23 protein-coding genes and 1 pseudogene are annotated in these 26,351 nt (G+C 66.4%); 5 read left to right on the forward strand and 19 right to left on the reverse strand.

Annotated elements, in window-relative coordinates:
* Window positions 1-41: 41 nt before the first annotated feature.
* The 6 genes from LV28_RS27515 to LV28_RS27540 form a co-directional block, all read right to left on the reverse strand.
* Window positions 42-275: a Fis family transcriptional regulator gene (locus LV28_RS27515; RefSeq protein ID WP_023594207.1), complete on the reverse strand. Its 234-nt coding sequence runs from the start codon at window positions 273-275 to the stop codon at window positions 42-44.
* Window positions 272-1,300: a tRNA dihydrouridine synthase DusB gene (dusB, locus tag LV28_RS27520; RefSeq protein ID WP_023594208.1), complete on the reverse strand. Its 1,029-nt coding sequence runs from the start codon at window positions 1,298-1,300 to the stop codon at window positions 272-274. The genes LV28_RS27515 and dusB overlap by 4 nt, the downstream gene beginning before the upstream one ends.
* Before the next feature lie 107 nt (window positions 1,301-1,407).
* On the reverse strand, window positions 1,408-2,745 hold the full coding sequence (locus tag LV28_RS27525; RefSeq protein WP_081326805.1) for a UbiH/UbiF/VisC/COQ6 family ubiquinone biosynthesis hydroxylase: 1,338 nt from the start codon (window positions 2,743-2,745) through the stop codon (window positions 1,408-1,410).
* Window positions 2,745-4,076, reverse strand: a complete 1,332-nt coding sequence (locus tag LV28_RS27530; RefSeq protein ID WP_115344581.1) for an aminopeptidase P N-terminal domain-containing protein — start codon at window positions 4,074-4,076, stop codon at window positions 2,745-2,747. The genes LV28_RS27525 and LV28_RS27530 overlap by 1 nt, the downstream gene beginning before the upstream one ends.
* Before the next feature lie 41 nt (window positions 4,077-4,117).
* Window positions 4,118-4,858 carry an N-acetylmuramate alpha-1-phosphate uridylyltransferase MurU gene (gene murU, locus LV28_RS27535; RefSeq protein ID WP_023872324.1) on the reverse strand — a complete coding sequence of 247 codons (741 nt, stop codon included), beginning with the start codon at window positions 4,856-4,858 and terminating at the stop codon, window positions 4,118-4,120.
* A gap of 19 nt (window positions 4,859-4,877) precedes the next feature.
* On the reverse strand, window positions 4,878-5,963 hold the full coding sequence (locus tag LV28_RS27540) for an aminoglycoside phosphotransferase family protein (protein ID WP_023872323.1): 1,086 nt from the start codon (window positions 5,961-5,963) through the stop codon (window positions 4,878-4,880).
* 163 nt (window positions 5,964-6,126) lie between these two features.
* Between LV28_RS27540 and LV28_RS27545 the strand changes: the two genes are divergently transcribed.
* Genes LV28_RS27545 through rsmA form a run of 4 tightly spaced genes read left to right on the forward strand, consistent with a single transcriptional unit; the run spans window position 6,127 to window position 11,840 of the window.
* Complete coding sequence (locus LV28_RS27545) at window positions 6,127-8,487, forward strand: LPS-assembly protein LptD (protein WP_023872322.1); 2,361 nt, start codon at window positions 6,127-6,129, stop codon at window positions 8,485-8,487.
* Complete coding sequence (locus LV28_RS27550) at window positions 8,480-9,847, forward strand: peptidylprolyl isomerase (RefSeq protein WP_023594214.1); 1,368 nt, start codon at window positions 8,480-8,482, stop codon at window positions 9,845-9,847. Before LV28_RS27545 ends, LV28_RS27550 begins: the two co-directional genes overlap by 8 nt.
* Before the next feature lie 42 nt (window positions 9,848-9,889).
* On the forward strand, window positions 9,890-10,996 hold the full coding sequence (pdxA, locus tag LV28_RS27555) for a 4-hydroxythreonine-4-phosphate dehydrogenase PdxA (protein ID WP_038618815.1): 1,107 nt from the start codon (window positions 9,890-9,892) through the stop codon (window positions 10,994-10,996).
* A 10-nt stretch (window positions 10,997-11,006) separates the two neighbouring features.
* Window positions 11,007-11,840 (forward strand): 16S rRNA (adenine(1518)-N(6)/adenine(1519)-N(6))-dimethyltransferase RsmA, encoded by an 834-nt coding sequence (gene rsmA, locus LV28_RS27560; RefSeq protein ID WP_023594216.1) that lies wholly within the window; start codon window positions 11,007-11,009, stop codon window positions 11,838-11,840.
* Here rsmA and LV28_RS27565 read toward each other — a convergent pair.
* A complete protein-coding gene (locus LV28_RS27565) occupies window positions 11,815-12,705 on the reverse strand; it encodes a DMT family transporter (RefSeq protein WP_023594217.1) in 891 nt (296 codons plus the stop codon). The two genes, rsmA and LV28_RS27565, sit on opposite strands and share 26 nt — an antisense overlap.
* A gap of 299 nt (window positions 12,706-13,004) precedes the next feature.
* Between LV28_RS27565 and LV28_RS49460 the strand changes: the two genes are divergently transcribed.
* Complete coding sequence (locus LV28_RS49460) at window positions 13,005-13,430, forward strand: rubredoxin (protein WP_081326806.1); 426 nt, start codon at window positions 13,005-13,007, stop codon at window positions 13,428-13,430.
* Window positions 13,431-13,479: 49 nt separating this feature from the next.
* Here the strand turns inward: LV28_RS49460 and gloA are convergent, their stop codons facing one another.
* The 12 genes and pseudogenes from gloA to miaB form a co-directional block, all read right to left on the reverse strand.
* The gene (gene gloA / locus LV28_RS27575) at window positions 13,480-13,881 is read right to left on the reverse strand and encodes a lactoylglutathione lyase (protein ID WP_023594219.1); all 402 of its coding nucleotides are present in this window, start codon (window positions 13,879-13,881) and stop codon (window positions 13,480-13,482) included.
* Window positions 13,882-14,034: 153 nt separating this feature from the next.
* The gene (locus tag LV28_RS27580; protein ID WP_023872318.1) at window positions 14,035-14,898 is read right to left on the reverse strand and encodes a M48 family metallopeptidase; all 864 of its coding nucleotides are present in this window, start codon (window positions 14,896-14,898) and stop codon (window positions 14,035-14,037) included.
* 84 nt (window positions 14,899-14,982) lie between these two features.
* Window positions 14,983-15,753 carry a lysophospholipid acyltransferase family protein gene (locus tag LV28_RS27585; RefSeq protein ID WP_023594221.1) on the reverse strand — a complete coding sequence of 257 codons (771 nt, stop codon included), beginning with the start codon at window positions 15,751-15,753 and terminating at the stop codon, window positions 14,983-14,985.
* 99 nt (window positions 15,754-15,852) lie between these two features.
* A complete protein-coding gene (gene gmhB, locus LV28_RS27590) occupies window positions 15,853-16,446 on the reverse strand; it encodes a D-glycero-beta-D-manno-heptose 1,7-bisphosphate 7-phosphatase (RefSeq protein WP_048806746.1) in 594 nt (197 codons plus the stop codon).
* Window positions 16,447-16,499: 53 nt separating this feature from the next.
* Window positions 16,500-18,611 (reverse strand): glycine--tRNA ligase subunit beta, encoded by a 2,112-nt coding sequence (glyS, locus tag LV28_RS27595; protein ID WP_023594223.1) that lies wholly within the window; start codon window positions 18,609-18,611, stop codon window positions 16,500-16,502.
* Complete coding sequence (gene glyQ / locus LV28_RS27600) at window positions 18,608-19,546, reverse strand: glycine--tRNA ligase subunit alpha (protein WP_023594224.1); 939 nt, start codon at window positions 19,544-19,546, stop codon at window positions 18,608-18,610. The genes glyS and glyQ overlap by 4 nt, the downstream gene beginning before the upstream one ends.
* Window positions 19,547-19,759: 213 nt before the next feature.
* Complete coding sequence (lnt, locus tag LV28_RS27605; RefSeq protein WP_048806745.1) at window positions 19,760-21,307, reverse strand: apolipoprotein N-acyltransferase; 1,548 nt, start codon at window positions 21,305-21,307, stop codon at window positions 19,760-19,762.
* Between the two features lie 49 nt (window positions 21,308-21,356).
* Window positions 21,357-22,232, reverse strand: coding sequence for a CorC family transporter (locus tag LV28_RS27610; RefSeq protein WP_023872316.1), 876 nt, complete (start codon window positions 22,230-22,232; stop codon window positions 21,357-21,359).
* Window positions 22,233-22,397: 165 nt separating this feature from the next.
* Window positions 22,398-23,051, reverse strand: a complete 654-nt coding sequence (locus LV28_RS27615; protein ID WP_028731047.1) for a gamma-glutamylcyclotransferase — start codon at window positions 23,049-23,051, stop codon at window positions 22,398-22,400.
* 189 nt (window positions 23,052-23,240) lie between these two features.
* Window positions 23,241-23,699: pseudogene (gene ybeY / locus LV28_RS27620) on the reverse strand (rRNA maturation RNase YbeY); the annotation flags it as partial.
* Entirely contained in the window at window positions 23,696-24,796 is a 1,101-nt protein-coding gene (locus tag LV28_RS27625) for a PhoH family protein (RefSeq protein WP_080685183.1), read from the reverse strand. The gene LV28_RS27625 and the pseudogene ybeY, both read right to left, overlap by 4 nt.
* A 67-nt stretch (window positions 24,797-24,863) precedes the next feature.
* Window positions 24,864-26,207, reverse strand: coding sequence for a tRNA (N6-isopentenyl adenosine(37)-C2)-methylthiotransferase MiaB (gene miaB / locus LV28_RS27630; RefSeq protein WP_023594229.1), 1,344 nt, complete (start codon window positions 26,205-26,207; stop codon window positions 24,864-24,866).
* Window positions 26,208-26,351 lie beyond the last annotated feature (144 nt).

A 26,351-nucleotide genomic window follows, 5' to 3' on the forward strand; every position in this document is an offset into this window, starting at 1 on the left:
GGATCGAACGAAGGGGGCGAACCTGACGGGCGCGCCGGCGTTTACAGCAGGCCGTGCTGCTGCAGTTTCTTGCGCAGCGTGTTGCGGTTGATCCCCAGATATTCGGCGGCGAGCGACTGGTTGCCGTCGGCCTTGCCGAGCACGAACTCGAGCAGCGGCTTTTCAACGACGGAGACGACCATATCGTAGACATCGTGTGGACGTGCGCCATCCAGATCGCGGAAATACGAATCCAGACTGTCGCGCACGGATTGTTCTATGTTTGCTTTGCTCATGCGGCTAATAGCTCCCTCGGAGATTCTTGTTCATAGCAGAGACGGTCCGAGTGCGCCTTCTGCTGTTCGAAAAACTCGTTGACCGCGGCCAACTGTTCCTGCGTGGTGTCGAGCGTATTCATACGCTGTCGGAACGTGGCTGCCCCCGGCAACCCCCGTGAATACCATGCAATATGCTTGCGTGCGGTCCGCACGCCTGTGTATTCCCCGTAGAACTCGTAGTGGTCCACGAGGTGTTCATTCATGATCTGCTGGATTTCGTCGACACGCGGCGCCAGGGCGATCTCGCCCGTCGCGAGGTACAGCTCGATGTCGCGGAACAGCCAGGGCCGTCCCTGCGCGGCGCGGCCGATCATGATGGCGTCGGCGCCGGTGACTTCCAGCACGTGCTTTGCCTTCGGCGCCGAATCGATGTCGCCGTTGGCGACGACCGGAATACGCGCCGCGGCCTTGACGGCGGCGATCGTTTCGTACTCGGCATCGCCGTGATAAAGATCGGCGCGCGTGCGGCCGTGCACCGTGAGCATGCTGATGCCGCAGTCCTCGGCGATGCGGGCCACCGTGAGCGCGTTCTTGTGCTCGCGATCCCAGCCCGTGCGAATCTTGAGCGTGACCGGCACGACATCGCCGACCGCGCCGACGACGGCCGACACGATGCGCGCGACCAGCGGCTCGTTCTGCAGCAGCGCCGAGCCGGCCGCGACGTTGCAGACCTTCTTGGCCGGGCAACCCATGTTGATGTCGATGATCTGCGCGCCGCGCTCGACGTTGTAGCGGGCGGCCTCGGCCATCATGGCCGGATCCGCGCCCGCGATCTGCACCGAGATGGGCGCGACCTCGCCGGCATGGTTGGCGCGGCGCATCGTTTTTTCGCTCTTCCAGAGTTGGGCGTTCGACGCCACCATCTCCGAGACGGCGTAGCCCGCCCCCAGTCGCTTGCACAACTGGCGGAACGGCCGATCCGTCACACCCGCCATGGGGGCGACGAACAGGTTATTGCGGAGTTCGTGGGGACCAATACGCACGATGAAGGGAAAAGCCGGGAAAAAGTTTGTATTTTACTGCGAAAACCCGTCCCCGTCGCCTAAAAAATGTGCAAATTGTCCGGCGGCCCAGCGGCCGGGCCCCGCCCTCAGCCGCGCTGGCCGAACATCATCTGACGCGCGAAGGCGGTTTTGAGTGGCGGCACGAGGTCGAGGCCCGCCAGGGCCATGCCGCGCAACAGGGCGACCGGCGTGGCGTCGATGCCGAACACGCGCGGGAGAAGGTCGGTGATGCGGATGGTGAGGCCACGGTCGGCGCGGCGACGGCGCGCAAAGGCCATGAGCGCAGCCGGACCGGGCGTGCCGTGGCGTGCGTCGCGCACCAGGGTCTCGGCCAGATCGAAGGCGTCTCTCAGGCCGAGATTCAGGCCTTGCCCGGCCACCGGGTGTAGGGTCTGCGCCGCGTTGCCGATGGCCGCGACGCGGCCGTCGACGACATGGCTTGCCGCATTCAGGCCCAGCGGGAAGCCGGCGCGTCCGGTGATCGCGGTGAAGCGTCCCATGCGATCGCCGAATGCGGCATACAGCTCCGCGAGGAAGGCAACGTCGCCGAGCTCGCGGCGACGCCTGGCCTCGTCATGCGAGCAGCACCACACCAGCGCATACCCGTGTTCCTGCGGTAGCAGCGCGAGGGGGCCGTCCGGCGTGAACCGTTCCCAGGCCCAGCCGGCACGCGGCCGTTCGCAGGTCACGAAGCCGACCAGCGCGGTTTGCCCGTAATCGCGTGAGCGCGCACGGGCCGTCTGGCCCTCGAACAAGCCGCCTTCGGCATTGACGGCGAGCGTGGCGTGCAGCGTCTGGGCGTGATCGTCGATCGAGGTGCCGAGCGTGAGCGTGACCTCTCCGGCGTCCTGCCGCAGGGCGATCGCCCGGTAGGGGCGGAAATGATGCAGCCCTGCGGAGTCGTCGGCTTCCAACGATTCACGGGGCTCGTCGGTATGGCCGATCTCGCCGGGCGGCGCGTGCGCGATGCGAGACGGCAAGCGCGACATCGCGGCGTCGAGCGCGCGCATGAGCGCGCCGTATCGCACCACGTAGCCGAGCGCCGGCACCTGGTGATCGAGATAGTCGATTTCGGTGCTGCCGAAGCGGCGCGCCTGCGAGACGTGGATATGCCGGATCGGCGTGCAGTCCAGTCCTGCGCCCTGATGTGGCCAGGCGCCGGCACGGGCGAGAATCTCGCGGCTACCGTGCGAGAGCGCCAGCGTGCGCGGATCGTCGTAGCCGGCCTGCGGCCCGCGCCCATCGACCAACGCAATGCGCAATTGCGGAGCGCGCTGGGCCAGCAGCAATGCGAGCGCCGTGCCCACCGGGCCGGCACCAACAATGGCCACGTCGAAGCGCCGCGCAGTGCGAGGCGTTCCCTCGAGACGCGATCCCAGGATCGCGGCCGGCACGGCGGTGGGAGTGACTTGCGGCCCGGTCATCAGCCGCGCATCAAGGCTTCGATCTCGTCGGCATCGACGGGCACGTCGCGTGTGAGCAACGTGCAGCCGGTGGGCGTGACGACGGCGTCGTCCTCGATGCGAATGCCGATGTTCCAATAGCGCTCGTCGATGTCGGGGGCCGGCCGCACGTAAATGCCGGGCTCGATCGTCGTGACCATGTTGGCGCCGAGCGTGCGCCACGGGCGCTCGCCGTTCGGACCGTCCTCGCGGTATTCGCCGCAGTCGTGCACGTCCATGCCGATCCAGTGGCCGGTGCGGTGCATGTAGAAGCGGCTGAACGACTTGTTGGCGATCACGTCCTCAAGGCTCCCCACGGTGTCGCGCTTGAGCAGGCCGGTATCGAGCATGCCCTGCGCGAGCACACGTACGGCAGCGTTGTGCGGCGCGTCGAACGGCACCCCGGCGCGCGTGGCGTCGATGGCGGCTTGCTGCGAGGCGAGCACGATGTCGTACAGCTCGCGTTGCGCGGCGGTGAACTTGCCGTTGGCCGGGAACGTACGGGTGATGTCCGAAGCGTAGCCGTCGAGCTCGCACGCGGCGTCGATGAGCACCAGATCGCCGTCGCGCAGTTCGGCGTCGCCGGCACGGTAGTGCAACACGGTAGCGTTCGCCCCGGTGGCGACGATGGAGCCGTAGGCCGGGAACTGCGACCCGTGGCGACGGAATTCGTACAGCAGCTCCGCTTCGAGATGGTATTCGCGCAGTCCCGGACGCGACGCCTTCATCGCGCGCACGTGGGCATCGGCCGAAATCTTGCCGGCGCGGGCCATGATCGCCAGTTCGGTGCTGTCCTTGACCAGACGCATCTCGTCGAGCATCGCGCGGATGTCGTGCGCGGCGCTGGGTGCCGAGACGCCCGTGCGGCTTTGCGCACGCACGGCGTTGAGCCAGTGGCGCACCTGCCGGTCCTGCTGCGCGGACGCGCCGAGCGCATAAAAGAGGGCGGGCGCGTCGGCCAGCAACTGCGGCATGCGCGTATCGATTTCGTCGATGGCGTAGGCGGCGTCGAAGCCGAACGTCTCGCGCGCGGCTTCCGGGCCATAGCGATAGCCGTCCCAGATCTCGCGCTCTTCGTTCTTGGCGCGGCAGAACAGGATCGACTGGCCCGTGCGGCTGTCGAGCACCACGACGGCTTCGGGCTCCGTGAAGCCCGAGAGGTAATAGAAGTAGCTGTCGTGGCGATACGGGAAGTCGCTGTCGCGGTTGCGCGGCACTTCGGGGGCCGTGGGCACGACGGCGACGCCGCCACCGGCCTTGCGCATCTGTTCGATGACTCGCTCTCGGCGGGCACGGTACGGGGAATCAGACATCGCGGGCTCCATTTCGGGGATTCGGTGGGTGAGGGGCGTATTCAGGCGATTCTACTGCCGGGGACGCTGCCGTGCCCGGCGCGGATCTCGGCATCGAGCGCAGCCAGTTGCGCCGGCGTACCGACGTTTTCCCAGACGCCGTCGAAGCGCTCGCCGGTCGCGCGGCCGGCGGCGATCGATTCACGGTACATCGGCGTGAGCGCCATGCGCGTGCCGGGAGCGATCCCGTCGAACAGGCGCAGGTCGTAGAGCGCGATGCTGCCGAACGTCAACGCGGTGGCGCCGGCCGGCGCGCGATCGGGCAGGTGCAGTGCGCCCGCGGCGTCGAGCGAGAAATCGCCTTTCGGATGAAACGTCGGATTCGGCACCATCACAAGGTGCATGCCGGGCGCGGATTGCGCACGCATGCGCTCGGCGTGCGGGCGAAGGCTGGCGTAATCGAACGCGGTGAAGATGTCGCCCGCGATCGCCAGAAACAGGTTGCCGGCACCTTCGAGCAGGTCGCGCGCATAGGCGATGCCGCCGGCCGTCTCCAGCGCGTCCGTCTCGGACGAGTAGGCGAGCCGCACGCCGAACGCGCTGCCGTCGCCGAGCGCGGCCTCGATCCGCGCGCCAAGCCAGGCGTGATTGATGACGATGTCGGTGAAGCCCGCGCGCGCGAGCGCCTCGATCTGCCAGACGATGATGGGCTTGCCGCCCACGGGGAGCATCGGCTTGGGCGTCGTGTCCGTGAGCGGACGCATGCGCTCGCCGCGTCCGGCGGCGAAGATCATCGCCTTCATTCGGCTCATGCGGCGGACCTCAGAACGTGTAGCCGACGTCGACCTGCTGCCCGGTCAGCTCGTCGAGCAACTTCGCCAGCGGGCGCAGCGGCGCGTAGCGATCGGCCACCTTGCGGGCATAGCGGATGAAGCGCGGCGTGTCGGCCAGATAGCGCGGTTTGCCATCACGATAATTGATGCGCGCGAAGATGCCGAGGACCTTCAGATGCCGTTGCAGCCCCATCCATTCCGCCTGGCGGTAGAACTCGCCGAAGTCGGCGTCGACCGGCAGGCCGGCCTTGCGGGCCCGTTCCCAGTAGTACGCCAGCCAGTCGAGCTCGCGTTCTTCGTCCCAGCTCAGGAAGGCGTCGCGCATCAGGCAGATGACGTCGTAGGTGAGCGGGCCGTGGACGGCGTCCTGGAAGTCCAGAATGCCGGGGCCGGTCGTGCCGGGTTGGCCGGGCATCAGGTTGCGCGGCATGTAATCGCGGTGTACGAACACTTTCGGCTGCGCGAGGGCGTTGTCGATCAGCAACCGATTGATGCCCTCGAGCGTTGCCCGCTGATCCTCGCTCAACTCGACTTTCAGATGCTTGCCGACGTACCAGTCGGGGAAGAGATCGAGCTCGCGCCGCAGCAGCGCCGTGTCGTATTCGGGCAGCACGCCGGGCCGGGAGCTCTTTTGCCACACGATCAGCGCGTCGAGCGCATCGCGCATGAGGGCGCGGGCGTTGTCGTCGTTGAGGACGTCGAGGTACGTTTCGCGCCCCAGATCCGTGAGCAGCAAAAAGCCCTGGGTCAGGTCTTCGGCCAGCACCTTCGGGGCATGCAGACCCGCTTCGTCGAGCAGCTGCGCCACGTGCACGAACGGGCGGCAATCTTCCTGTGGCGGCGGGGCGTCCATCACGATGAGACTCGGATGCGCGGGATCGTGGCTGCCGATACGGAAGTAGCGCCGGAAGCTCGCGTCCGCCGAAGCGGGTGCCCACTGTGCGAGGTCGAGCGAGAACGGCTCTGCAACGCTGGCGAGCCATTCGCCGAGGGCCTGGAGGCGCGGATCGGCGGCGTTGGAGAGGGCGCCGGAAGCGCCGGAAATATGCGCGGAGGCGGTGGGTTGTGCGGTCATGATGGGGGCCGTAAACGTCTTGCCATATAATACCCGATCATGTTTTCCCGACGCCCTGTTTCTCGACCTCGATCGACCGTCCCGAATGTCCCGGCAATGCCTGGCAGACGTACGGGATTGGCTGCCCGCAAGCGGCGCCACGATTGTTTCGCTGTTTGCGTACATGCCGGATAAACAAGTCCATACGAATGATGTTTCGTCGCTGCGCCGCCTGATGCGCACGCGGCGCAAGCCGCTGGCTCTGCTGCTCTCCCTGCCGGGAGTGTGGTGCTCGCTCGCGGCCGCTCAGGAAGCTCCCCCACCCGATATTGCGAAGAGCGAAGGTCTCGAGCTGCGCACGGTGCCCGCGCTGGTCGACAACCCGCTGGCCGCCGGCGAAGATGTGCCGATGTACGTGCGCGGCATGCATCTCACCGGACGCACCAATGTCGACGCGACGGTCGACGGCGATGCCGAGGCGCGCAAGTACCGGTCGTTCGTGAAAGGCGATCGGCTGACTTACGATCAGGACACGGACGAAGTCGTGGCGCGCGGCAATGCGCGACTGTCGCAGGGCGGCAATCTGTTCATCGGCCCCGAGGCGCATATGTATACGGGGGCGGGCGACGGTTACATGCTCACGCCCACGTACAAGCTCGTGTCGGGCGGTGGCGGCAAGTCGGAACGCGCGGACGTCGAGGCAAGCAACCTCGTGACGCTGAAGCGCGGCACGTACTCCGCCTGCGCGTGTACCGAGGACGGCAAGACGCCCGCCTGGTACATCAAGGCATCGGAGTTCGAGTTCGATCAGGACCAGCAGGAGGGCACGGCGTACAACGGCGTGCTGTTCTTCCAGAATGTGCCGATCCTGGCCAGCCCGTACCTGTCGTTCCCGACGTCGAACGAGCGTCGTTCGGGCTTTCTCGCACCGACCTTCACGCAGTCGAGCCGTACCGGTTTCGAACTGGCCACACCGTACTATTTCAACATCGCGCCGAACCGCGATCTGACGATCACGCCCCGCTTCATGACCAAGCGCGGCGTGATGCTCATGGGCGACTTCCGCTACCTCGAGCCGACGTACGCGGGCCTGTTCCACCTCGAATATCTGCCGAAGGATCGTGTGACGGGCGACGCCCGGTACACGTTCACGTTCCAGCACAGCCAGTCGCTCGGCTACGGCGTGAACGCGTACGTCAACTTCACGAAGGTCTCGGACGACACCTATCCGGATGATTTCGGATCGGGAACCAACTTCCAGACCGGTGTGCAGCGTGTCTACAACCGCGAAGCCGGATTGACGTGGAATTACGGCGACTGGTCGTTCCTTGCCCGCGTACTGAAGTATCAGACGCTTGCGCCAAGTACGCCCCAGTACGAGTCGGTGCCCGAGCTGTCGGCAACGTACAACAAGTTCGATTTCCACGGCTTCGACTTCTCGATGCCGATCCGGTACAACCGGTTCCAGATCGCCAGCTCCACCGGCCAGCCGAACGGCGAGCGCCTCTATGCGCAGCCCACGTTGAGTTACCCGATTCTCACGCCGGGTTACTTCGTCGTTCCGAAGGTCATGTTCAACGCGGCTGCGTACAACGTCGACTATCCGAACGGATCGATGATGCAGTCGTCGATCACCCGCACGGTGCCGACCGTCAGTCTCGACACCGGGCTGACCTTCGAGCGCCCGGTGAACCTGTTCGGCACGTCCATGAAGCAGACGCTGGAGCCGCGCCTGTTCTACGTCTACACGCCGTACCGGAACCAGAGTTCGATCCCGATCTTCGACAGCGCCGTGTCGGACTTCAACCTCGCCGAAATCTTCAGCGAGAACTCGTTCATCGGGGAAGACCGCATTCAGGACGCCAACCGCGTCACCATGGCCCTGACGTCGCGCCTCATCGATGCGGAGTCGGGCATCGAGCGCGCACGCATCTGGTACGCGCAGCGTTACAACATCACGCAATCGCGTGTGACGATGCCCGGTGGCGTGCCGGAAGATGCCGGCGTGTCCGACTTCCTCGTTGGCGGATCGGCGCTGCTGTACCAGAACATCACGTTCAGCACGGCTGTCCAGTACAGTCCGAGCACGTCGCAGTTCAACCGCTCGGACGTCGGCGTCACGTGGCGCCCCGGCGAGCGGCGCGTGTTCAACCTGTACTACCGCTACTTGCGTAACCCGCCGCCCGTCGTGGGGCAAACGACGCTAACCACGACGCCGATCAATCAGATCGAACTTTCGGGGCAATGGCCGATCACACCGCGGTTCGGGGTTGTCGGGCGCCTGAACTACAGCATCACGGACAAGACGTTCGTCGATGCCCTTGCGGGTTTCGAGTATGATGCCGACTGCTGGGCCTTCCGGGTCGGGCTGCAGCGCTACGCCACTAACGCCACGACGACAACTTCGCGCATCTTCGCGCAACTGGAGTTGAAGGGGCTGACCAAGTCCGGCAATAGCGCCACAGAAGCCTTCAAGGTCGGGGTACCGGGATATCAACCGCCACCGACGAACCAGATTCCTTCTCGATTCAGCAACTATGAATGACATGTTTGTGAAGCGTGCCTCGCTGCTGGCGAGCCTGTGTCTTGCCGCCGGGGTGGCGGTGGCGCAGCCCGCGCCGGTCGGCGCCAGGGCCGCGGGAGCGCCTGCGTCGTCCGTGCGTCCGGTGGATTCGATCGTTGCCGTGGTCAACGACAGCGTCATCACCCGCAAGGAGCTCGACACGCGCATCGAGGAGGCAAAGCACCAACTGACGCTCGCCAAGCGCCCGATTCCGGATGCCGACATGCTCCAGCGCCAGGTGCTAGAGCAGATGATCGTCACGCAGGTCCAGCTCCAGCGTGCCAAGGAAGACGGCATCGTCGTGAAGGACGCCGACGTCGAACAGGCATTGCAGCGCATTGCCGCCGACAATCGCCTGAGCGTCGACCAGTACAAGGCCCGTCTGTCGCAGGCCGGCGTGCCCTGGGATGCCTTCCGCAAGGAAGTGCGCGAGCAGATCATCATGGCGCGCCTGCGAGACCGCGAAGTCGACAGCCAGATTCAGGTGAGCGATTCGGAAATCAACACGTTCCTCGCCGCGCAGCGCGGCGCGTCGGCCACGCCGTCGGAGCCGGAATACCGCCTGAGCGAGATCATCGTGAAGCTGCCGGAAGGTGCCACGCCCGACCAGGTGAGCGCCGCGCAGAAGAAGGCGACAGAGGCGCTCGACAAGGCGAAGGCGGGCGGTGATTTCGCGGCCCTCGCCAAGGAATATTCGGACGCGTCGGACGCAGCGAACGGCGGCGACATGGGCTTTCGCATTCCCGAACGCATCCCCGACCTGTACCTCACGCAAATTCAGAAGCTTCAGCCGGGTACGGTCGTGCCGCAGGTGCTTCGCAGCAACAACGGCTTCCACGTCATCAAGCTGGTCGAAACCCGCAAGCAGGGCGGCGAGCAGGGCATGACGGTGCCGCAGATCCACGCGCGTCACATCCTCATTCGTGTGGGCGACGGTGTGTCGGAAGCCCAGGCACGCCAGAAGCTGCTCGACATCAAGGCACAGATCGAGGCAGGCAAGGGCGACTTCGCCGACTTCGCGCGTCAGTACTCTGTGGACGGTTCGGCGTCGCAAGGCGGCGATCTGGGCTGGATTTCCCCGGGGGAAACCGTGCCCGCGTTCGAGCGTGCCATGTCCGAACTCAAGGACGGCCAGATCAGCGATCCGGTGCGCTCCGAGTATGGCTATCACCTGATTCAGGTGCTGGGACATCGCGAGTCGCAGGTCTCCGGCGACCAGGAGCGCAACCTCGCCATGCAGGAACTGCGCGGCCGCAAGGCGGAGCAGCAGTATCGCGACTGGCTGCAACAACTGCGCGACAGCGCCTACGTCGACTATCGTCTGAACAACGCGCAGCAGTAAGCGCCGCGTGAGACGCATTCCGACACGACATTCTCTGCACGCATGACTACCGACCGGCCCTTCGTCCTCGCCATCACCACCGGTGAACCGGCGGGCGTTGGGCCGGAGTTGACGGTGCAGGCGCTCGTCAAGTGCCTGGCGCCGGCGACCACCGGCGGCATCGGCGCCGCCGCGGCGCTTCCCGAAGTCGACGCCTCCCTCCGCCCGCTCTCCCGATGTCGATTTGCCGTGATCGGCGACGCCTCGCTGTTGGCCTCGCGTGCGCAGGCCGTGGGTCTCGGCGACGCCTGGCAGGCGTTGCTCGCGGGCGATCGGGTACGTGTCGTGCACCATCCGCTGGCCGTCGCCGCGCAGGCGGGGCAGCTCGATGCCGCCAACGGTCGCTACGTGCTGGCGCTGCTCGACGATGCCATCGACGGCGCACTGGCGGGCACGTACGATGCCATCGTCACCGCGCCACTCCAAAAGAGCACCATCAACGATTGCGGCGTGGCTTTCACCGGGCATACCGAGTATCTCGCCGAGCGCACCGGCACACCCCGTGTCGTGATGATGCTCGCGGGCGGGGGGCTGCGCGTGGCGCTTGCCACGACGCACCTGCCGCTGGCGCAGGTGCCCGGTGCCATCCGTCGCGGCGATCTGCTCGAAACGCTGGTGATCCTCAACGCGGATCTGATGCGGCATTTCGGCGTGGCGCGACCGCGCATTCTCGTCACCGGCCTCAATCCGCACGCGGGTGAGTCGGGCTATCTGGGCCGCGAGGAAATCGACGTCATCACGCCGGCGCTCGACGATGCCCGCGCGGCCGGCATCGACGCCCGGGGGCCCTATCCGGCAGACACGCTGTTTCAGCCGAGACACCTCGAAGGCGCCGACGCCGTGCTGGCGATGTATCACGACCAGGGCCTGCCGGTGCTCAAGTACGCGAGCTTTGGCGCGGGCGTGAACATCACCCTGGGGCTGCCGATCATCCGGACATCCGTCGACCACGGCACGGCGCTCGACCTCGCGGGTACGGGCCGCGCCGAGAGCGGTAGTCTGCTCGAGGCCCTGCGCACCGCGGCGGCCATGGCGGGCAACGCCGCCGCACACGCAACATTGATCGCGGGCGTGGCCGGCGCACCGGACGCATCGCAACCGCGTTCATAAGGAATTTCACATGAGTAGCGCATCCAAGCGCACGGGCGTCCAACAGGGCCACGTGGCGCGCAAACGTTTCGGCCAGAACTTTCTCGTCGACATGGGCGTGATCGACGCGATCATCAGCGCCATTTCTCCGCGCACCGACGACCTGATGGTGGAAATCGGGCCGGGGCTGGGTGCGCTGACGACGCCGCTGACCGAGTGGCTCGCGCATTTGCACGTGGTCGAACTCGACCGCGATCTGGTGGCGCGCCTGACGCGCAAGTTCGGCGATCGCGTGAGCGTGCATGCGGGCGATGCGCTGGACTTCGACTTCGGGTCGCTGGTGCCTGCCGATCGCCGCGACGAGGCCCCGCTGCGCATTGTCGGCAACCTGCCGTACAACATCTCCAGCCCGCTGCTCTTTCACCTCATGCGCTACGCGGCCCAGGTGCGCGATCAGCACTTCATGCTGCAGAACGAGGTCGTGGAGCGCATGGTGGCCCCGGCGGGGTCGAGCAACTACAGCCGTCTGTCCGTCATGCTCCAGTACCGCTACTGGATGGACAAGGTGCTCGACGTGCCGCCGCAGGCGTTCAATCCGCCGCCGAAGGTCGACTCGGCCGTGGTGCGCATGATCCCGCGCGCGGTGGCCGATCTGCCGGAGGTCGATCTGGACGTGTTCGAAGCGGTCGTCGCTCAGGCGTTCTCGCAACGGCGCAAGATGCTGCGCAACACGCTGCACAGCTACCGTGACCGCGTCGACTTCGAGGCGATCGGCTTCGATCTCACGCGTCGCGCGGAAGATGTGCCGGTCGACGAATACGTTGCCCTGGCGCGCGCGATCAGCGCCGGCGGTTCACGAGGCTGATGCCCGCGAACACGAGCGCCACCGCGCCCGCAAAGCGCCAGCCGACCGATTCGCCCAGAATCAGCACGCCGAACGTCACGCCGAACAGCGGACTCAGGAACGAGAACGACGCGAGGCGGGCGGCGCTGTAGCGGGTCAGCATCCAGAACCAGATCAGATAGCTCGCGAACGCCACGCCCACGGATTGGTAAACGAGGCCGATCCATGCCGTGGCCGTCATCGCGCCGACGTGCGCGTGCCCCGTAAGCAGCGCCAGCGGGCACAGCAATACCGCCGACACCGCCAACTGATACAGCAGCGTCTTGGCCGGCGCGGCCGTCGCCAGACGCGAGGCGCGAACGATCACGGTCGTCATTCCCCAGAAAAATCCCGCGAGAATGCCGAGCAGGTCGCCCGGCCACGTCGTGGAGAGGTTGGCGCTGCTGCCGTCGGAAAACGCCACGACGATGCCGCAGAAGGCAACGGCCATGCCGAGCCATTGCAGCGGCCGAAGCCGCTCGCTCGGCACGGCCCAGTGCAGACCGATGGCGGTGAAGCACGGCGCCGAGTAGAGGAAGACCGCCATGCGCGAGGCCGTGGTGTACGTCAGTCCGACGAAGATGCAGTAGAACTCGACCGAGAACAACAGCCCGGTGAGAAGGCCGGCCGGCAACGTACCGTCGCCCGTGATCAGCTTCTGGCGGCGCCACAGCATCCACGCCCCCACGAGAATGGAGGCGATGAGCGAGCGCAGGCCCGCCTGAAGTACCGCCGGCACGGCCGGGATCGCGAGCTTGACGGCGACCTGCTGGCCACCCCAGACCATGCACAGGCCCAGCATGATGGCGAGCGCGCCGGCGTCGATCGGGCGAGGTGTGGTTTTCATAAAATTGGTTCGGATGACGATGCATCGTGGACATCGGCCCACGACGCGCATTGGCGCCTATTGTCCCCGATCCTGACACGTCGGGCGGGATTCCGGTGCGGGCAGCGTGGGTAATGTGACGGACATTGTTGCGTCATGCGGCACAATGTGTCCCCGTTTCGCGGGTTTATTGCGTGCATGCGCGCCGATACAATGCTCCGCGCGGGGGCTTCGTCTCCGCACTTCACCGCGACGACACGCCCCGGCACGCCGGTCAACGTGGGCGATTCGCATTCGCTTCGAACACCGCAGTATTCCGTATGTACAAGAAAGGCTCCGCCGTCGAATTGCAGTTTTCCCCGTCGCGACTCAACGATGGGGCGGGCGATCCCTACTGGGTCGATCTCACCCGGGAGGAAGCGCAGGCGTTGCTCGCCGCGCTGCAAACCCACCTCGATCGACCGCGGCAAGACGCCTCGGGCACCGAGTCGCCGTTGGTTTTCACGCTGCCCGACCCGGCGGGGGAGCACGCCCGCCCGCCCGCGAGCACGCCTGCGCCCGCGGCGCCGGCGCCGATGGCGTCACGCCAGTGGGTGTGTGTGATTTGCGGATGGATCTACGACGAGGCCGTCGGTTATCCGGAAGATGGCATTGCGCCGGGAACGCCTTGGGAAGACGTGCCGCAGGACTGGCGATGCCCGTTGTGCGACGTGGGCAAGGAAGACTTCGCGATGGTCGAGTTCTGAGGGCCGTGGCCCCCGGAACGGCCCGGCCCTTGCCGGGCCGGGTGATGTCTTACAGATCGCCTTTCGACGAGTGCTTCTGGATCAATTCGATCTTGTAGCCGTCCGGATCTTCCACGAAGGCGATCACCGTTGTGCCGCCCTTGACGGGGCCGGCCTCGCGCGTGACCTTGCCGCCCGCGGCGCGGATCGTGTCGCAAGCCTGATAGGCGTCGTCCACTTCGACGGCCAGATGCCCGAAGGCCGTGCCCATCTCGTACTTGTCCACGCCCCAGTTGTAGGTCAGCTCGAGCACGGTATTGCCCGACTCGGCGCCATAACCGACGAACGCCAGCGTGTACTTGTATTCGGGGTTCTCGCTCTGACGCAGCAGTTGCATGCCGAGCACGCGCGTGTAGAAGTCGATCGAGCGCTGCAGGTCGCCGACGCGCAGCATGGTATGGAGCATTCGCATGGTGTTTTCAGTGTGGGGACAACGAAAACCCGATTGTACCCGCGCTCACGGAAATGAGCAGGGTTCATGCTGCGTTGAGCCATTCTGACGGCCAGGCTATCCCAGCCATCCTGGTGACCCGGGGTATCCCGGTGATCCGGTGCGTCCCGCCGGTCAGAATTCGGGCAGCCACTCCGGGGCGTGCGATTTGAGCGTGTCGCGCGCGGCCTCGAATTCCGGGAAGATCGACGCCACGGCTTGCCAGAAGCGCGGGCCATGGTTCATTTCCTTCAGGTGCGCGAGTTCGTGCGCGACCACGTAGTCGATCACGCCGAGCGGGAAGTGGATCAGGCGCCAGTTCAGGCGAATGCGTCCGTCGGCGCTGCAACTGCCCCAACGCGTTGCGGCAGACGACAGGCCCAGTGCCGAGTGCCGCACACCCAGGCGCTCGCCATAGACTTCCAGGCGCGTGGTGAAGAGCTTGCGGGCTTCCTGCTGCAACCAGCCCTGCACGCGATCGCGCATCTGTTCGGCGGCGGCCTGGGGGGGCAGGTCGAGCCACAGGGTATGCGTGTGGATGTCGTACTGCGCGATACCGGCGCCTGCGCTCAGGCGCACTGTCAGCGTATGGCCGAGATACGGCAGCGTGGCGCCGTCGATCCAGTTCACACGCGGGATCACGCGGCGCGCCGCGCGTTCACGAAACTCGGCGATCTTGCTGAAGATCCAGCGTTTCTTCTCGACGATGGCGGCTTCCACGTCGGCGAGCGTGACCCATCGCGGCGCGGTCACCGCCAGTCCCGATTCGTCGATCATGAAGCCGATGGTGCGCCGCGACGAGCGTTTGAACCGATAGTAGAGCGCGTGACCGTCGAGCACGATCACGCGCTCGCCGTTGGCCGGTGTGCGGCGCGGCATCGTGGGTTGCAGGCCGTCGGTGTCGGTGGTGGCCTGATTCAGGGCTGCAGAGGCGCCCGGCACATCCGTGGCAACGCCGGTGACTTCCGCGGCGGGGCTGCCGAAAAGGTCGAGTTCCATCTGGGGAGCAGGCGTCTCATGCCGGGAGCGGATATCGCGGGTGGCGGGTTGGACTTTCGACATGAGACGGTCTCGGCGTATGGTTCAGGCCCGAGGCGTGGCGTCGGGCGTGGCGCTTGCCTTCGGCCTCGACGTGTAGGCCGCCGGGTCGATGCGCACCATTTCCCGCTCGATCCATTCGGCCACGTCGGCGTTGACGGCCTCGGCCGTGCGTCCCGCCGTCTCGATCACGGGGCCGATCGAGACGACCACTTCCCCGGGGTATTTCACAAACGAATTGCGCGGCCACACGCGTCCGGCGTTGTGCGCGACCGGCACCACCGGCGTGCCCGTCGTTGCCGCCAGCCGGGCGCCGCCGGACTTGTACTTGTTGCGCGAACCGGTCCGGGTGCGCGTACCTTCCGGGAACATGATGATCCATGCGCCCTCGGCCAGGCGTTCACGGCCCTGTGCCACGACCGACTGGAACGCGTCGGTGCCTTTGCTGCGATTGATGTGGATCATGCTCAGCAGACCCAGCGCCCAACCGAAGAACGGCACGTACAGCAACTCGCGCTTGAACACGTAACACAAAGGCTTCGGCATGAGGGCGGGCAGCGCGACCGTCTCCCACGCGGACTGATGCTTCGACAGGACGATCGCCGGCGTGTCGGGCAGATTCTCCCGTCCGATGACCCGGTAGCGAATGCCGCACAGCTTGTCGGCCACGCGAATCACGACGCGGCACCAGCCCACCGCGAACCAGTAGCGTTGCTCGCGCTTGAGGAACGGGAACGACACGATGCACGCGATGGCGTACGGGACCGTCCAGACGATCTGGAAGAGGAAAAAGAGAATCGAACGAAATTGCAGCATCGGGTCTTGGTGAAATGAGGGTGGCCGGAGCGATTGTCCTACAGGCATCGACGCGCGTCGCGCTGCGTGCATCGGAATGCACGGCGGGGCGGATGTCGCTCACGCATGTCGGCCGTCCTCGTCGGCGAGCAGGTCGTTGACGAACGCCTGCAGGCTGTCGTGGACCCGCGTGCCGTCGGGCAGGTCGCCGGCCGCGAGTGTCTTCCGACCCTTGCCGGTGAGTACCAGATGCGGGTGCGCGCCTACGGCGACTGCCGCCTGAAGATCGCGCAGCGAGTCGCCCACGGCCGGCACGCCGGTCAGGTCGATTTCGTAGCGCCGCGCGATTTCCTGAAACAGGCCGGGCTTCGGCTTGCGGCAGTCGCAGCCGTCGGCCGCCGTGTGCGGGCAGAAGAAAACCGCATCGACGCGCCCGCCGACGGCCGCGGCCAGCTTCGACAGCTTCGCGTGCATGGCACCGAGCGTGGCCATGTCGAACAGCCCGCGCCCCACACCCGATTGATTGGTCGCCACGACGACGCGATACCCGGCCTGATTCAGGCGGCCAATGGCCTCCAGGCTACCGGGCAGCGGCACCCACTCGTCCGTCGACTTGATGAACTGGTCCGAGTCGGCGTTGATCACGCCGTCCCGATCCAGAATCACCAGCTTGCGGGCGGCGGGGCCGGGCGCGCGGTCCTTGCGCGAATCCAGGGGGGACGTGAGGGACTTGGGCAACTCAGTTCACCTTTCTCGGAACACCGCCGTCAGGCGGCGAGCTTGGACAGATCGGCCACGCGGTTCATCTGCACGTGCAAGCGCGTGAGCAGCGCGAGGCGGTTGTTGCGCAGTGCTTCGTCGTCGGCCATCACCATCACGTCGTTGAAGAAGGCGTCGACCGCATCGCGCAGCTGCGCCAGGGCCGAGAGCGCCTGCGCGTATTCGCGCGCCTCGAACTTGTGCTGCACCACCGGGGCCACCTGGTCGAGTTCGGCGGCCAGCGCCTTCTCGGCAGGCTCCATCAGCAGTTCGGCGCGCACCACGCTGTCCGCGGGCGCCGAGGTCTTCTTCAGGATGTTGCCGATACGCTTGTTGGCGGCGGCCAGCGCTTCGGCCTGCGGCAACGCCGAGAACGCGCGCACGGCTTCCAGGCGCTCGATCAGGTCGCCCAGATATTTCGGCTGATCGGCCAGCACGGCTTCGATCTCATTCGCGGCGAAGCCGCGCTCGCGCAGGTAGCCGCGCAGGCGATCGAGCACGAACAGGTAGACGTCGTTCAGGTAGGCGCTGTCGGCCACGCCCGAGGTGAAGCCGTCGTAGGCCGCGCGCAGCAGGTCGGGCAGCATGACCGGCAGGCGCTTCTCGATGAGCATGCGCACGATGCCCAGCGCGTGGCGGCGCAGTGCGAACGGGTCCTTCTCGCCGGTCGGCTGCAGACCGATGCCCCAGATGCCCACGAGCGTCTCGACCTTGTCGGCCAGCGCGACCGCCGTGCCGGTGGGGCTCGCGGGCAGGGCGTCGCCCGCGAAGCGCGGCTGATAGTGCTCCGAGCAGGCGAGGGCGACGTCGTTGGCCTCGTTGTCGTGGCGGGCGTAATACGTGCCCATCGTGCCTTGGAGTTCCGGGAATTCGCCGACCATGTCGGTCAGCAGGTCGGCCTTGGCGAGCAGGGCGCCGCGCTCGGCGAGCGCCACGTCCGCGCCAGTCATCTTCGCGATGGCGCCGGCGAGTTTCACCAGACGCTGCGTGCGCTCGAGTTGCGAACCCAGTTTGTTGTGGTAGACCACGTTCGCGAGCAGCGGCACGCGATCGGCAAGCGCTTTCTTCTTGTCCTGCTCGAAGAAGAACTTCGCGTCGGCCAGACGCGGGCGCACCACACGCTCGTTACCCGTCACGATTTGCTCCGGCTTGCCGGTCTCGATGTTGGAGACGATCAGGAAGCGGTTCGTGAGGCGCCCGCCCTCGGCGAGCGGCTTGTCGGTCAGCGCGAAATACTTCTGGTTGGTCTGCATCGTGAGAATCAGACATTCCTGCGGCACCGACAGGAATTCCTTCTCGAAGTGGCAGGCGTAGATCGCGGGCCATTCCACGAGCGCGGTCACTTCGTCGAGCAGCGAATCGGGCATCACGACATGGTCGTCGCCGGCGGCGGCGAGCAGTCGCGCGCGAATCGCCTCGCGGCGGCCGGTGAAGCTGGCCAGCACCTTGCCTTCGGTCTCGAGCGTGGCGGCGTAGGCGTCGGCATTGGCGACAGTGACTTCCCCCTTCGAGAGGAAACGGTGACCCAGCGTCTTGTTGCACGACGCCAGGCCGATTGCCGTGGCGGGCACCAGCGTGTCGCCGTGCAGTGCGATCAGGCCGTGCACCGGGCGCACGAACTGCACCGTCTCGCCGTCCGGGCGCTGATAGCTCATGACCTTCGGAATCGGCAGCTTGCCGAGCGTCTCGTCGAGCGAGGCCTGCAATGCGTCGGCGAGTTGCGCGCCTGCGGCGGTGTAGGTGTGGAAGAAGGCTTCGGCCTTGCCGTCCATCGCGCGTTCGAGGCTGGCGACCGGCAGGTCGGCGAAGCCCATGGCGGCGAGCTTCTTGGCCAACGGGGGCGTGGGGTTGCCGTTCGCGTCGAGCGCGACGGACACCGGCAGCACCTTCGCACGGATGGTGGCGTCAGGCGCGCGCTCGAGCACGTGCGAGATCGTGACCGCCAGTCGGCGCGGTGTGGCATACGGCGTGACGACGCTCGCGTCGGTGGTCAGGCCGCGCGTGCGCAGGCCGTTGGCAATGCCGTCGGCGAACGCGTCGCCCAGACGCGCCAGTGCCTTCGGCGGCAATTCTTCGGTCAGCAGTTCGACCAGCAGGGTGCGTTGTGCGGTGCTCATCATGCGGCTTGCGTTGGGTGTTGGGCGGCGGAGGCGTTCAGCATCGGGAAGCCGAGCTTCTCGCGCGAGGCGTAGTAGGCCTGTGCGACCAGGCGCGACAGCGCACGGATGCGGCCGATGTACGCCGCGCGCTCGGTCACCGAGATGGCGCCGCGCGCGTCGAGCAGGTTGAAGGTGTGCGCGGCCTTGAGAATCATCTCGTAGGCAGGCAGTGCCAGCTCGGCTTCGATGAGGCGCTTCGCCTCGCTCTCGTAGTTGTCGAAGAAGCCGAACAGCATCGGCTGGTTCGAATGCTCGAAGTTGTACGTCGACTGTTCGACTTCGTTCTGATGGAACACGTCGCCGTAGGTCAGGCGACGCTTGACCGGACCGTCGGCGGTTTGCTCTTCCCACTCCGTCCACACCAGGTCGTAGACATTCTCGACCTGCTGCAGGTACATGGCCAGACGCTCGATACCGTAGGTGATCTCGCCGAGCACCGGCTTGCAGTCCAGACCGCCGACCTGCTGGAAGTAGGTGAACTGGGTCACTTCCATGCCGTTGAGCCACACTTCCCAGCCCAGGCCCCAGGCGCCGAGCGTGGGGTTCTCCCAGTCGTCCTCGACGAAGCGCACGTCGTTTTCGGTCAGATCCAGGCCGAGCGCGCGCAGCGAACCCAGGTACAGGTCGAGAATGTTCTCCGGCGCCGGCTTGAGCACCACCTGGTACTGGTAGTAGTGCTGCATGCGGTTCGGATTCTCGCCATAACGGCCATCCTTGGGACGTCGCGACGGCTGCACATAGGCGGCACGCCACGGCTCCGGGCCGATCGCGCGCAGGAACGTGGCGGTGTGCGAGGTACCGGCGCCGACCTCCATGTCGTAAGGCTGGAGCAACGCACAGCCTTGCTTGTCCCAGTAATCCTGCAACGTCAGGATGACTTGTTGAAAGGTAAGCATGATGAATTCGCGCGGACGAACAGGAAAAAATGCGGATTTTGCGCAGTCTCTCGGCCCGGCCGCGAGCGCGCCCGAAAGACTAAAACATTGAATTTTAGCGGGAATTCGACCCGAATGGGGCGCCGATGGCCAACGGTGGTGGCATGGGGGGATTTTCGCGTCCCCCCGCGCGTCACGTTCCTGCCGACGAGGTGCCGGCGCGGGTCTGGCCGATCAGCGTGCGCGGCGCGTCATGAGCAGTCCGAGACCCAGCGCCGCGAGCGCCAGCAGCAGCGCGGGCGCGTTGCCGAAGCGGATGTACGGCGTGAGTCCCGCGTACGGCTGCACGGTGCCGGTGAGCACGCCCGTCGTCATGGCCGGCAGACGGGCCTGCACACGGCCCTGTGCGTCGATGATCGCCGTGGTGCCCGTGTTCGTGGCGCGCAGCATCGGGCGTCCGGTCTCCAGCGAGCGCATGCGGGCGATCTGCAAATGCTGGTCGAGCGCAATGGTGTCGCCGAACCAGGCCAGGTTCGTCGAGTTCGCCAGCACGGTGGCGGGCTCGGGCATGCTGCGAAGTGTCTGCGCGATCTCTTCCCCGAACAAGTCCTCGTAGCAGATATCGAACGCCACCCGCTGGTCGCGCACCACGAACCCGGCGGGGGTGGCCGTGCCGCGCAGAAAGTCGCCCAGCGGAATGTGCATCATGTCGACGAACCAGCGAAAGCCCCACGGCACGAACTCGCCGAAAGGCACCAGATGGTGCTTGTCGTATCGGTAGAGCGTGCGATCGCGCGGCGTCACGCCGAACAGGCTGTTGGTCAGGTCCGTCGGCCCCCGGTCGGTGAGCGTGGCCCCCACGGCGCCGAGCGCCACGTGCGAGCCGGTGCGGTCCGCGAATTCGCGGATCGACGTGGCGATGTCGGGCGGAATGCCTTGCAGCAGCACCGGGAAGGCCGTCTCCGGCGTCATGATGAAGTCGGCCGGCGCCGCCACGATCATGTCGCGGTACAGCGTCATGGCGTGGTCGATCCCGGCGCGCTCGAACTTCATGTCCTGCGCGACATTGCCTTGCAGCAGGCGCACGGTGATCGGCTTGCCCGAAGGTGCGGTCCATGCGTGGCGCGATAGCCCCGCACCCGCGCCCAGCAGGGCGAGCACGCCGATGACCATGGCCAGACGCCGCCCGGGCCGCACGGTCGCGACGGCGGGCAGCACGGCCTGCGCGACGCCCGCAGCCGCCAGTGCGGCCAGACCGCCGATGCCATACACGCCGACGAGCGGTGCAAAGCCCGCGAGCGGGCCGTCGACATGGGCGTAGCCGGGCGAGAGCCACGGAAAGCCGGTGAAGACGGTGCCGCGCAGCCATTCCGCGAGGGTCCAGGCGCCGGCGAACGCCAGTGCGCGCCATGGGCCCGCCGGCCCCACCCAGCGGGTGGCCCAGGCAGCGAGCGCGGGGTACAGCGCGAGATAGATCGAGAACAGCACGACGGCGGCGCCGGCCATGATGCCGGGCATGCCGCCGTAAGTGTGCATGCTGATATAGAGCCACCAGATGCCGCAGACGAAAGACGCGACGCCGAAGCAGCCGCCGAGCCACGCGGCGTCGCGCCGCGAGGCGCTGCGCGCCACGAGCGCGAACAGGCCCGCCATGGCAAGCAGTTGCAGCCACCAGACGTCGCGCGGCGCGAAGGCCAGCATTTGCGCGATTCCGGCCAGACCGGCGAGCGCGCGCGCACGCCAGGCCGGCCACGTGCGCCGCTCGGGCGCGTGGACGGTCATTTCCTGCATGGATCGATCAAGGGGTTAATCGGGAGTCGGTCCAGGCCGGCTATTCGGCCTGAACGGCGGGCGCCGGTTCCACGCGCCGCAGGAGCAGCATGTGGACCTGACGGCCGTCGGCGCGCTGCACCTCGAACACGAGATTGCCGATACGCATGCGCTCGCCCCGGCGCGGCACGCGGCCGAACTGGTGCGTGATCATGCCGCCGATCGTGTCGTTCTCGTCATCGTGGAACTGGGTGCCGAACGCTTCGTTGAATTGCTCGATCTCGGTGAGCGCACGAATGCGGTAAGTGCCATCCGGCGCCGCGATGATGTTGTCTTCCTCTTCATCGAAGTCGTATTCGTCCTCGATGTCACCGACGATCTGTTCGAGCACGTCCTCGATGGTGATGAGGCCCGCCACGCCGCCGTACTCGTCCACGACGATGGCGATGTGGTTGCGATTCACGCGAAAGTCGTGCAGCAGCACGTTGAGACGCTTCGACTCGGGAATGAACACCGCCGGGCGCAGCATGTCGCGCACGTCGAAGTCGTGATTGGCGTAGTAACGCAGCAGGTCCTTCGCGAGCAGAATGCCGATGATGTTGTCGCGATTGCCTTCGTACACCGGATAGCGCGAGTGCGCCTGTTCCAATACGAAGGGCATGAATTCTTCAGGCGTCTGCTCGATATTGACGGCGTCCATTTGCGCGCGCGGCACCATGATGTCGCGTGCGCACAGATCGGCCACCTGGAATACGCCCTCGATCATCGCCAGCGAATCGGCGTCCATCAGGTTGCGGGCGTGAGCGTCTTGCAGAATTTCGAGCAACTCCGCACGCGACTCCGGTTCCGGGGAAATCAGATCGGTCAGGCGTTCGAGCAGAGAGCGAGGTTTGTCGGTGTTTTTTCGACCGGGTCGACTGGGATAAGGGTCGTTCATGACGGCGCGTCCAAGTTGGGCGGACGCCGAGCTGTTACAGGAACCCCAAGGATACACCAGATGTGTGGCAACGCCGCGTGAGCCGCGTGCGGCTGGCCTGCGCGAGATCGGGGCACCACCGGCGGCCATCCCGCGCGACGCCGGAGGAAAGGCGCGACGGGACGCTTAGTCGCCGTGATGCGCACCGCAACGGTGCAGTATTGCTTCGAGTGCGGGGTCGGCCATGCCTGCCTCGCGCAGCGCCTTGACGGTACGGGCGACGTAGTCGCGCGTTGTGCCGTAGCGGCCCTGCGCGCAGTCGAACACCTCGCGGATGATGGCGTCGGGCAATCGGCCTGCGTAGCTTTTCACGTCGCGCCGCATCACGAATGCGAGCGCCGGCTGCGTGCGGCCGTCGGCGAGACGGCAGTTCAGCCATGCCGGGCGATACGACCCCATGGCCATCTCGCGATACCAGAGCGTTTCGAATTCCTCTCTAACCCTGGCCGCCGCGAGCCGCAGCGCGACTCCGGCGCAGGAGCCGCCCCGATCGAGCGCCAGCACGAGGCCCGGCTTTTCGGGGGTGCCGCGGTTCACGCGCGACCACAGGTATAGCCCGCGATGGTAGCCGTGCACGCGGGCATGCAGGCTTTCCTCGACCGGCATGCCGGGGTTCCAGATGAGCGAGCCGTAGGCAAAGATCCAGAGATCCTGGCGACCGTCCCAACCCTCGAGCGCGGCGTCGAGCGAGCCGAGGAGTTCGTCGCGGCTCAGATGCCGCGACACGCCGAGATCCGGCGGGTAGCGGTCGCAGGCCGGCCCGCCCGTTGCGCCGGACATCGGGGCGTCCGGAGGTGTCGAGGCGTCGGGAGTGCGATCCATGGGCGAAGAAGGTTCGGGGATTCGGATGCGGGCTCAGGCGCGGCGCGGCCGCGCCGGGGCGGAGCGTGCTGCGCGTGGGGATTTCGGCGAAGCGGCTGCCCCGGCCGTGGCAGACGCCTTCGGCGTCCTGGTGGACTTCTCGGCGGCATAGGGATCCGCGTAACCCAGTCCGGCGAGAATTTCCGTCTCAAGGCTTTCCATTTCCACCGCCTCGTCGTCTTCCTCGTGGTCGTAGCCCTGCGCATGCAGCACGCCGTGCACGATCAGGTGCGCGTAGTGCGCTTCGAGCGTGATTCCCTGTTCGTTCGCTTCGCGCTCGACCACCGGGCAGCACAGCACGATGTCGCCCGTCACCGGATCGCTCTCGTCCTGCGCGTAGGCAAACGTGAGTACGTTAGTCGCGTAGTCCTTGCCGCGATAGCCGCGGTTGAGGGCCTGACCTTCCTCGGCGTCGACGAAACGCAATGTGAGTTCGGCGTCGGCCAGCAGCGCGGCTTGCACCCAGCGGCGCAGGGCCGCGCGCGAAAGCAGCGCCTTGTGCGCGGCGAACGCCGGTCCCGCGACGAACTGACTCGTGAGCGTGAGCGCGTGGCGCGCGGTGCTCATGCGTTGCCTCGCGAGGACCGCGCGGCCGGCGCTTCAGGCAGGTCGAGACCGGCCTCGGCGTGCTGGGCGTGCGCGTCGTACGCCTCGACGATGCGCGCGACCAGCGGGTGACGCACCACGTCCACGCTCGTGAAGCGGGTCACGGCAATGCCGCGCACATTCTTCAGGATCACCTGTGCTTCCATCAGCCCGCTCTTCTGCCCGCGCGGCAGATCGACCTGCGTCGTGTCGCCGGTCACGACGGCCTTGCTGCCGAAGCCGATACGGGTGAGGAACATCTTCATCTGCTCGGGCGTGGTGTTCTGCGCCTCGTCCAGAATGATGAAGGCATGGTTGAGCGTACGCCCGCGCATGTACGCGAGCGGTGCGATCTCGATCATCTGCTTCTCGAAATACTTCTGGGTCTTGTCGAAACCCAGCAGGTCGTAGAGCGCATCGTAAAGCGGACGCAGGTACGGATCGACCTTCTGCGCCAGGTCGCCGGGCAAAAAGCCCAGTCGCTCGCCCGCCTCGACGGCCGGGCGCGTGAGCACGATGCGCTTGACGGCGTCGCGCTCGAGCGCATCCACGGCGCAGGCGACCGCCAGATAGGTCTTGCCCGTGCCCGCCGGGCCGATGCCGAACGTCACGTCGTGCGAGAGGATCTGCTTTAGGTACTCGCGCTGGGCGGGCGTGCGGCCATGCAGGTCGCTGCGGCGCGTGTGCAGCACGGGCGAGCCGTCCTGCGTTTCGCCCGCGGCGAAGGGGTTGTCGTCGCCATGGCGCACGGTCGGGGCCAGGCCCTGGCGCGTTTCCACGAGGCCGAGCTGGATGTCGTCGACGGACAGGGGTTCGGTCGCGCGGTTGTAAAAGCTCTCGAGGGCCTGCGCGGCGATCACGGCGCTCTTGCCGCGAACGGAGAAGCGATGCCCGCGGCGGGAAATCGCCACGTCGAGCGCCTGTTCGATCTGGCGCAGGTTTTCGTCGAGCGGGCCGCAAAGGTTGGCCAGACGGCGATTGTCGTCGCGCGGGGCGGTGAATTCTTGGACGGGTGCTTTCAAGATGATCCGGTCGGGTGCCTGTTCAGGTCGTTCGATGGTGTCGCCGGCGTGCGGCATCGGGCAGGCACCGCGTTTGGGTGGCGTGTCCGATGCGGCCGGGTCCGGTCATGGTCGCAAATTTCGCTCAGTGCGTGGTGACGAGTTCGCCGCGCAGCGAGTGCGGGTAGGCGAAGGTGATCACAACGTCGGTCATCTGGCCGATCAGGGCCGCGCGCTGCGCTTCCGGTACGGGGAAGTTCACCACGCGGTTGTTCTCCGTGCGGCCTTGCAGCTCGTTCGGGTCCTTGCGCGACACGCCTTCGACCAGAATGCGCTGGCGCGAACCGACCATGCGCTGGCTGATGCGCGCGGCGTTCTCCTCGATGACCGCCTGCAGGTGTTGCAGGCGCCGCAGCTTGACCTCGCGCGGCGTGTCGTCGGGCAGGTTGGCCGCCGGGGTACCGGGGCGCGGGCTGTAGATGAACGAGAAGCTCGTGTCGTAGCCGATCTCGTGAATCATCGCCATGAGCTTGTCGAAGTCTTCCTCCGTCTCGCCCGGGAAGCCGACGATGAAGTCTGACGACATCGACATGTCCGGTCGCACCTGGCGCAGGCGGCGAATGATCGACTTGTACTCGAGCACCGTGTAGCCACGCTTCATGGCCGACAGCACGCGGTCGGCGCCGTGCTGCACGGGCAGGTGCAAATGGCTCACGAGCTTGGGCACCCTGGCGTAGGTGTCGATCAGGCGCTGCGTGAATTCCTTCGGGTGGCTGGTCGTGTAGCGGATGCGTTCGATGCCCGGCACTTCCGCCACGTATTCGATGAGCAGCGCGAAGTCCGCGATCTCGCCGTCGGCCATCAGGCCGCGGTAGGCGTTCACGTTCTGGCCGAGCAGGGTGATTTCACGCACGCCTTGTTCGGCCAGACCGGCGATTTCGGTGAGCACGTCGTCGAACGGGCGCGAGACCTCGTCGCCGCGCGTGTACGGCACCACGCAGTAGCTGCAATACTTGGAGCAGCCCTCCATGATCGAGACGAAGGCGGTCGCGCCCTCGACCTTCGCCGGCGGCAGATGGTCGAACTTCTCGATTTCCGGGAACGAAATGTCGACCTGCGAGCGGCCGGTCGAGCGGCGCGCTTCGAGCATTTGCGGCAGGCGGTGCAGGGTTTGAGGGCCGAACACGACATCGACGTACGGCGCGCGCTGCACGATGGCCGCGCCTTCCTGACTGGCCACGCAACCGCCGACGCCGATCACCAGGTCGGGCTTGATTTCCTTGAGCGCGCGCATGCGGCCCAGATCCGAGAACACCTTCTCCTGCGCCTTCTCGCGCACCGAGCAGGTGTTGAACAGAATGACGTCGGCGTCTTCGGGGGTGTCGGTCTTTTCGAGGCCTTCGGCTGCGCCGAGCACGTCCGCCATCTTGTCGGAGTCGTACTCGTTCATCTGACAGCCGAACGTCTTGATGTAAATCTTCTTTGCCATTGAGTGTGCGCCGTTCGCAGTGGTTGACCTGGGGGCGTCCGTATTGATGTTTCAGGGGTTGGGCCCGCGCCGGCGGGCCGGGCCGCGGAACAAAAGCGGCGGCCCAAACGCAAAAGCCGGCGTGGCCGGCCTGTCCGGACCTCC

The organism is Pandoraea pnomenusa, assembly GCF_000767615.3.
Taxonomy (GTDB): Bacteria; Pseudomonadota; Gammaproteobacteria; order Burkholderiales; family Burkholderiaceae; genus Pandoraea; species Pandoraea pnomenusa.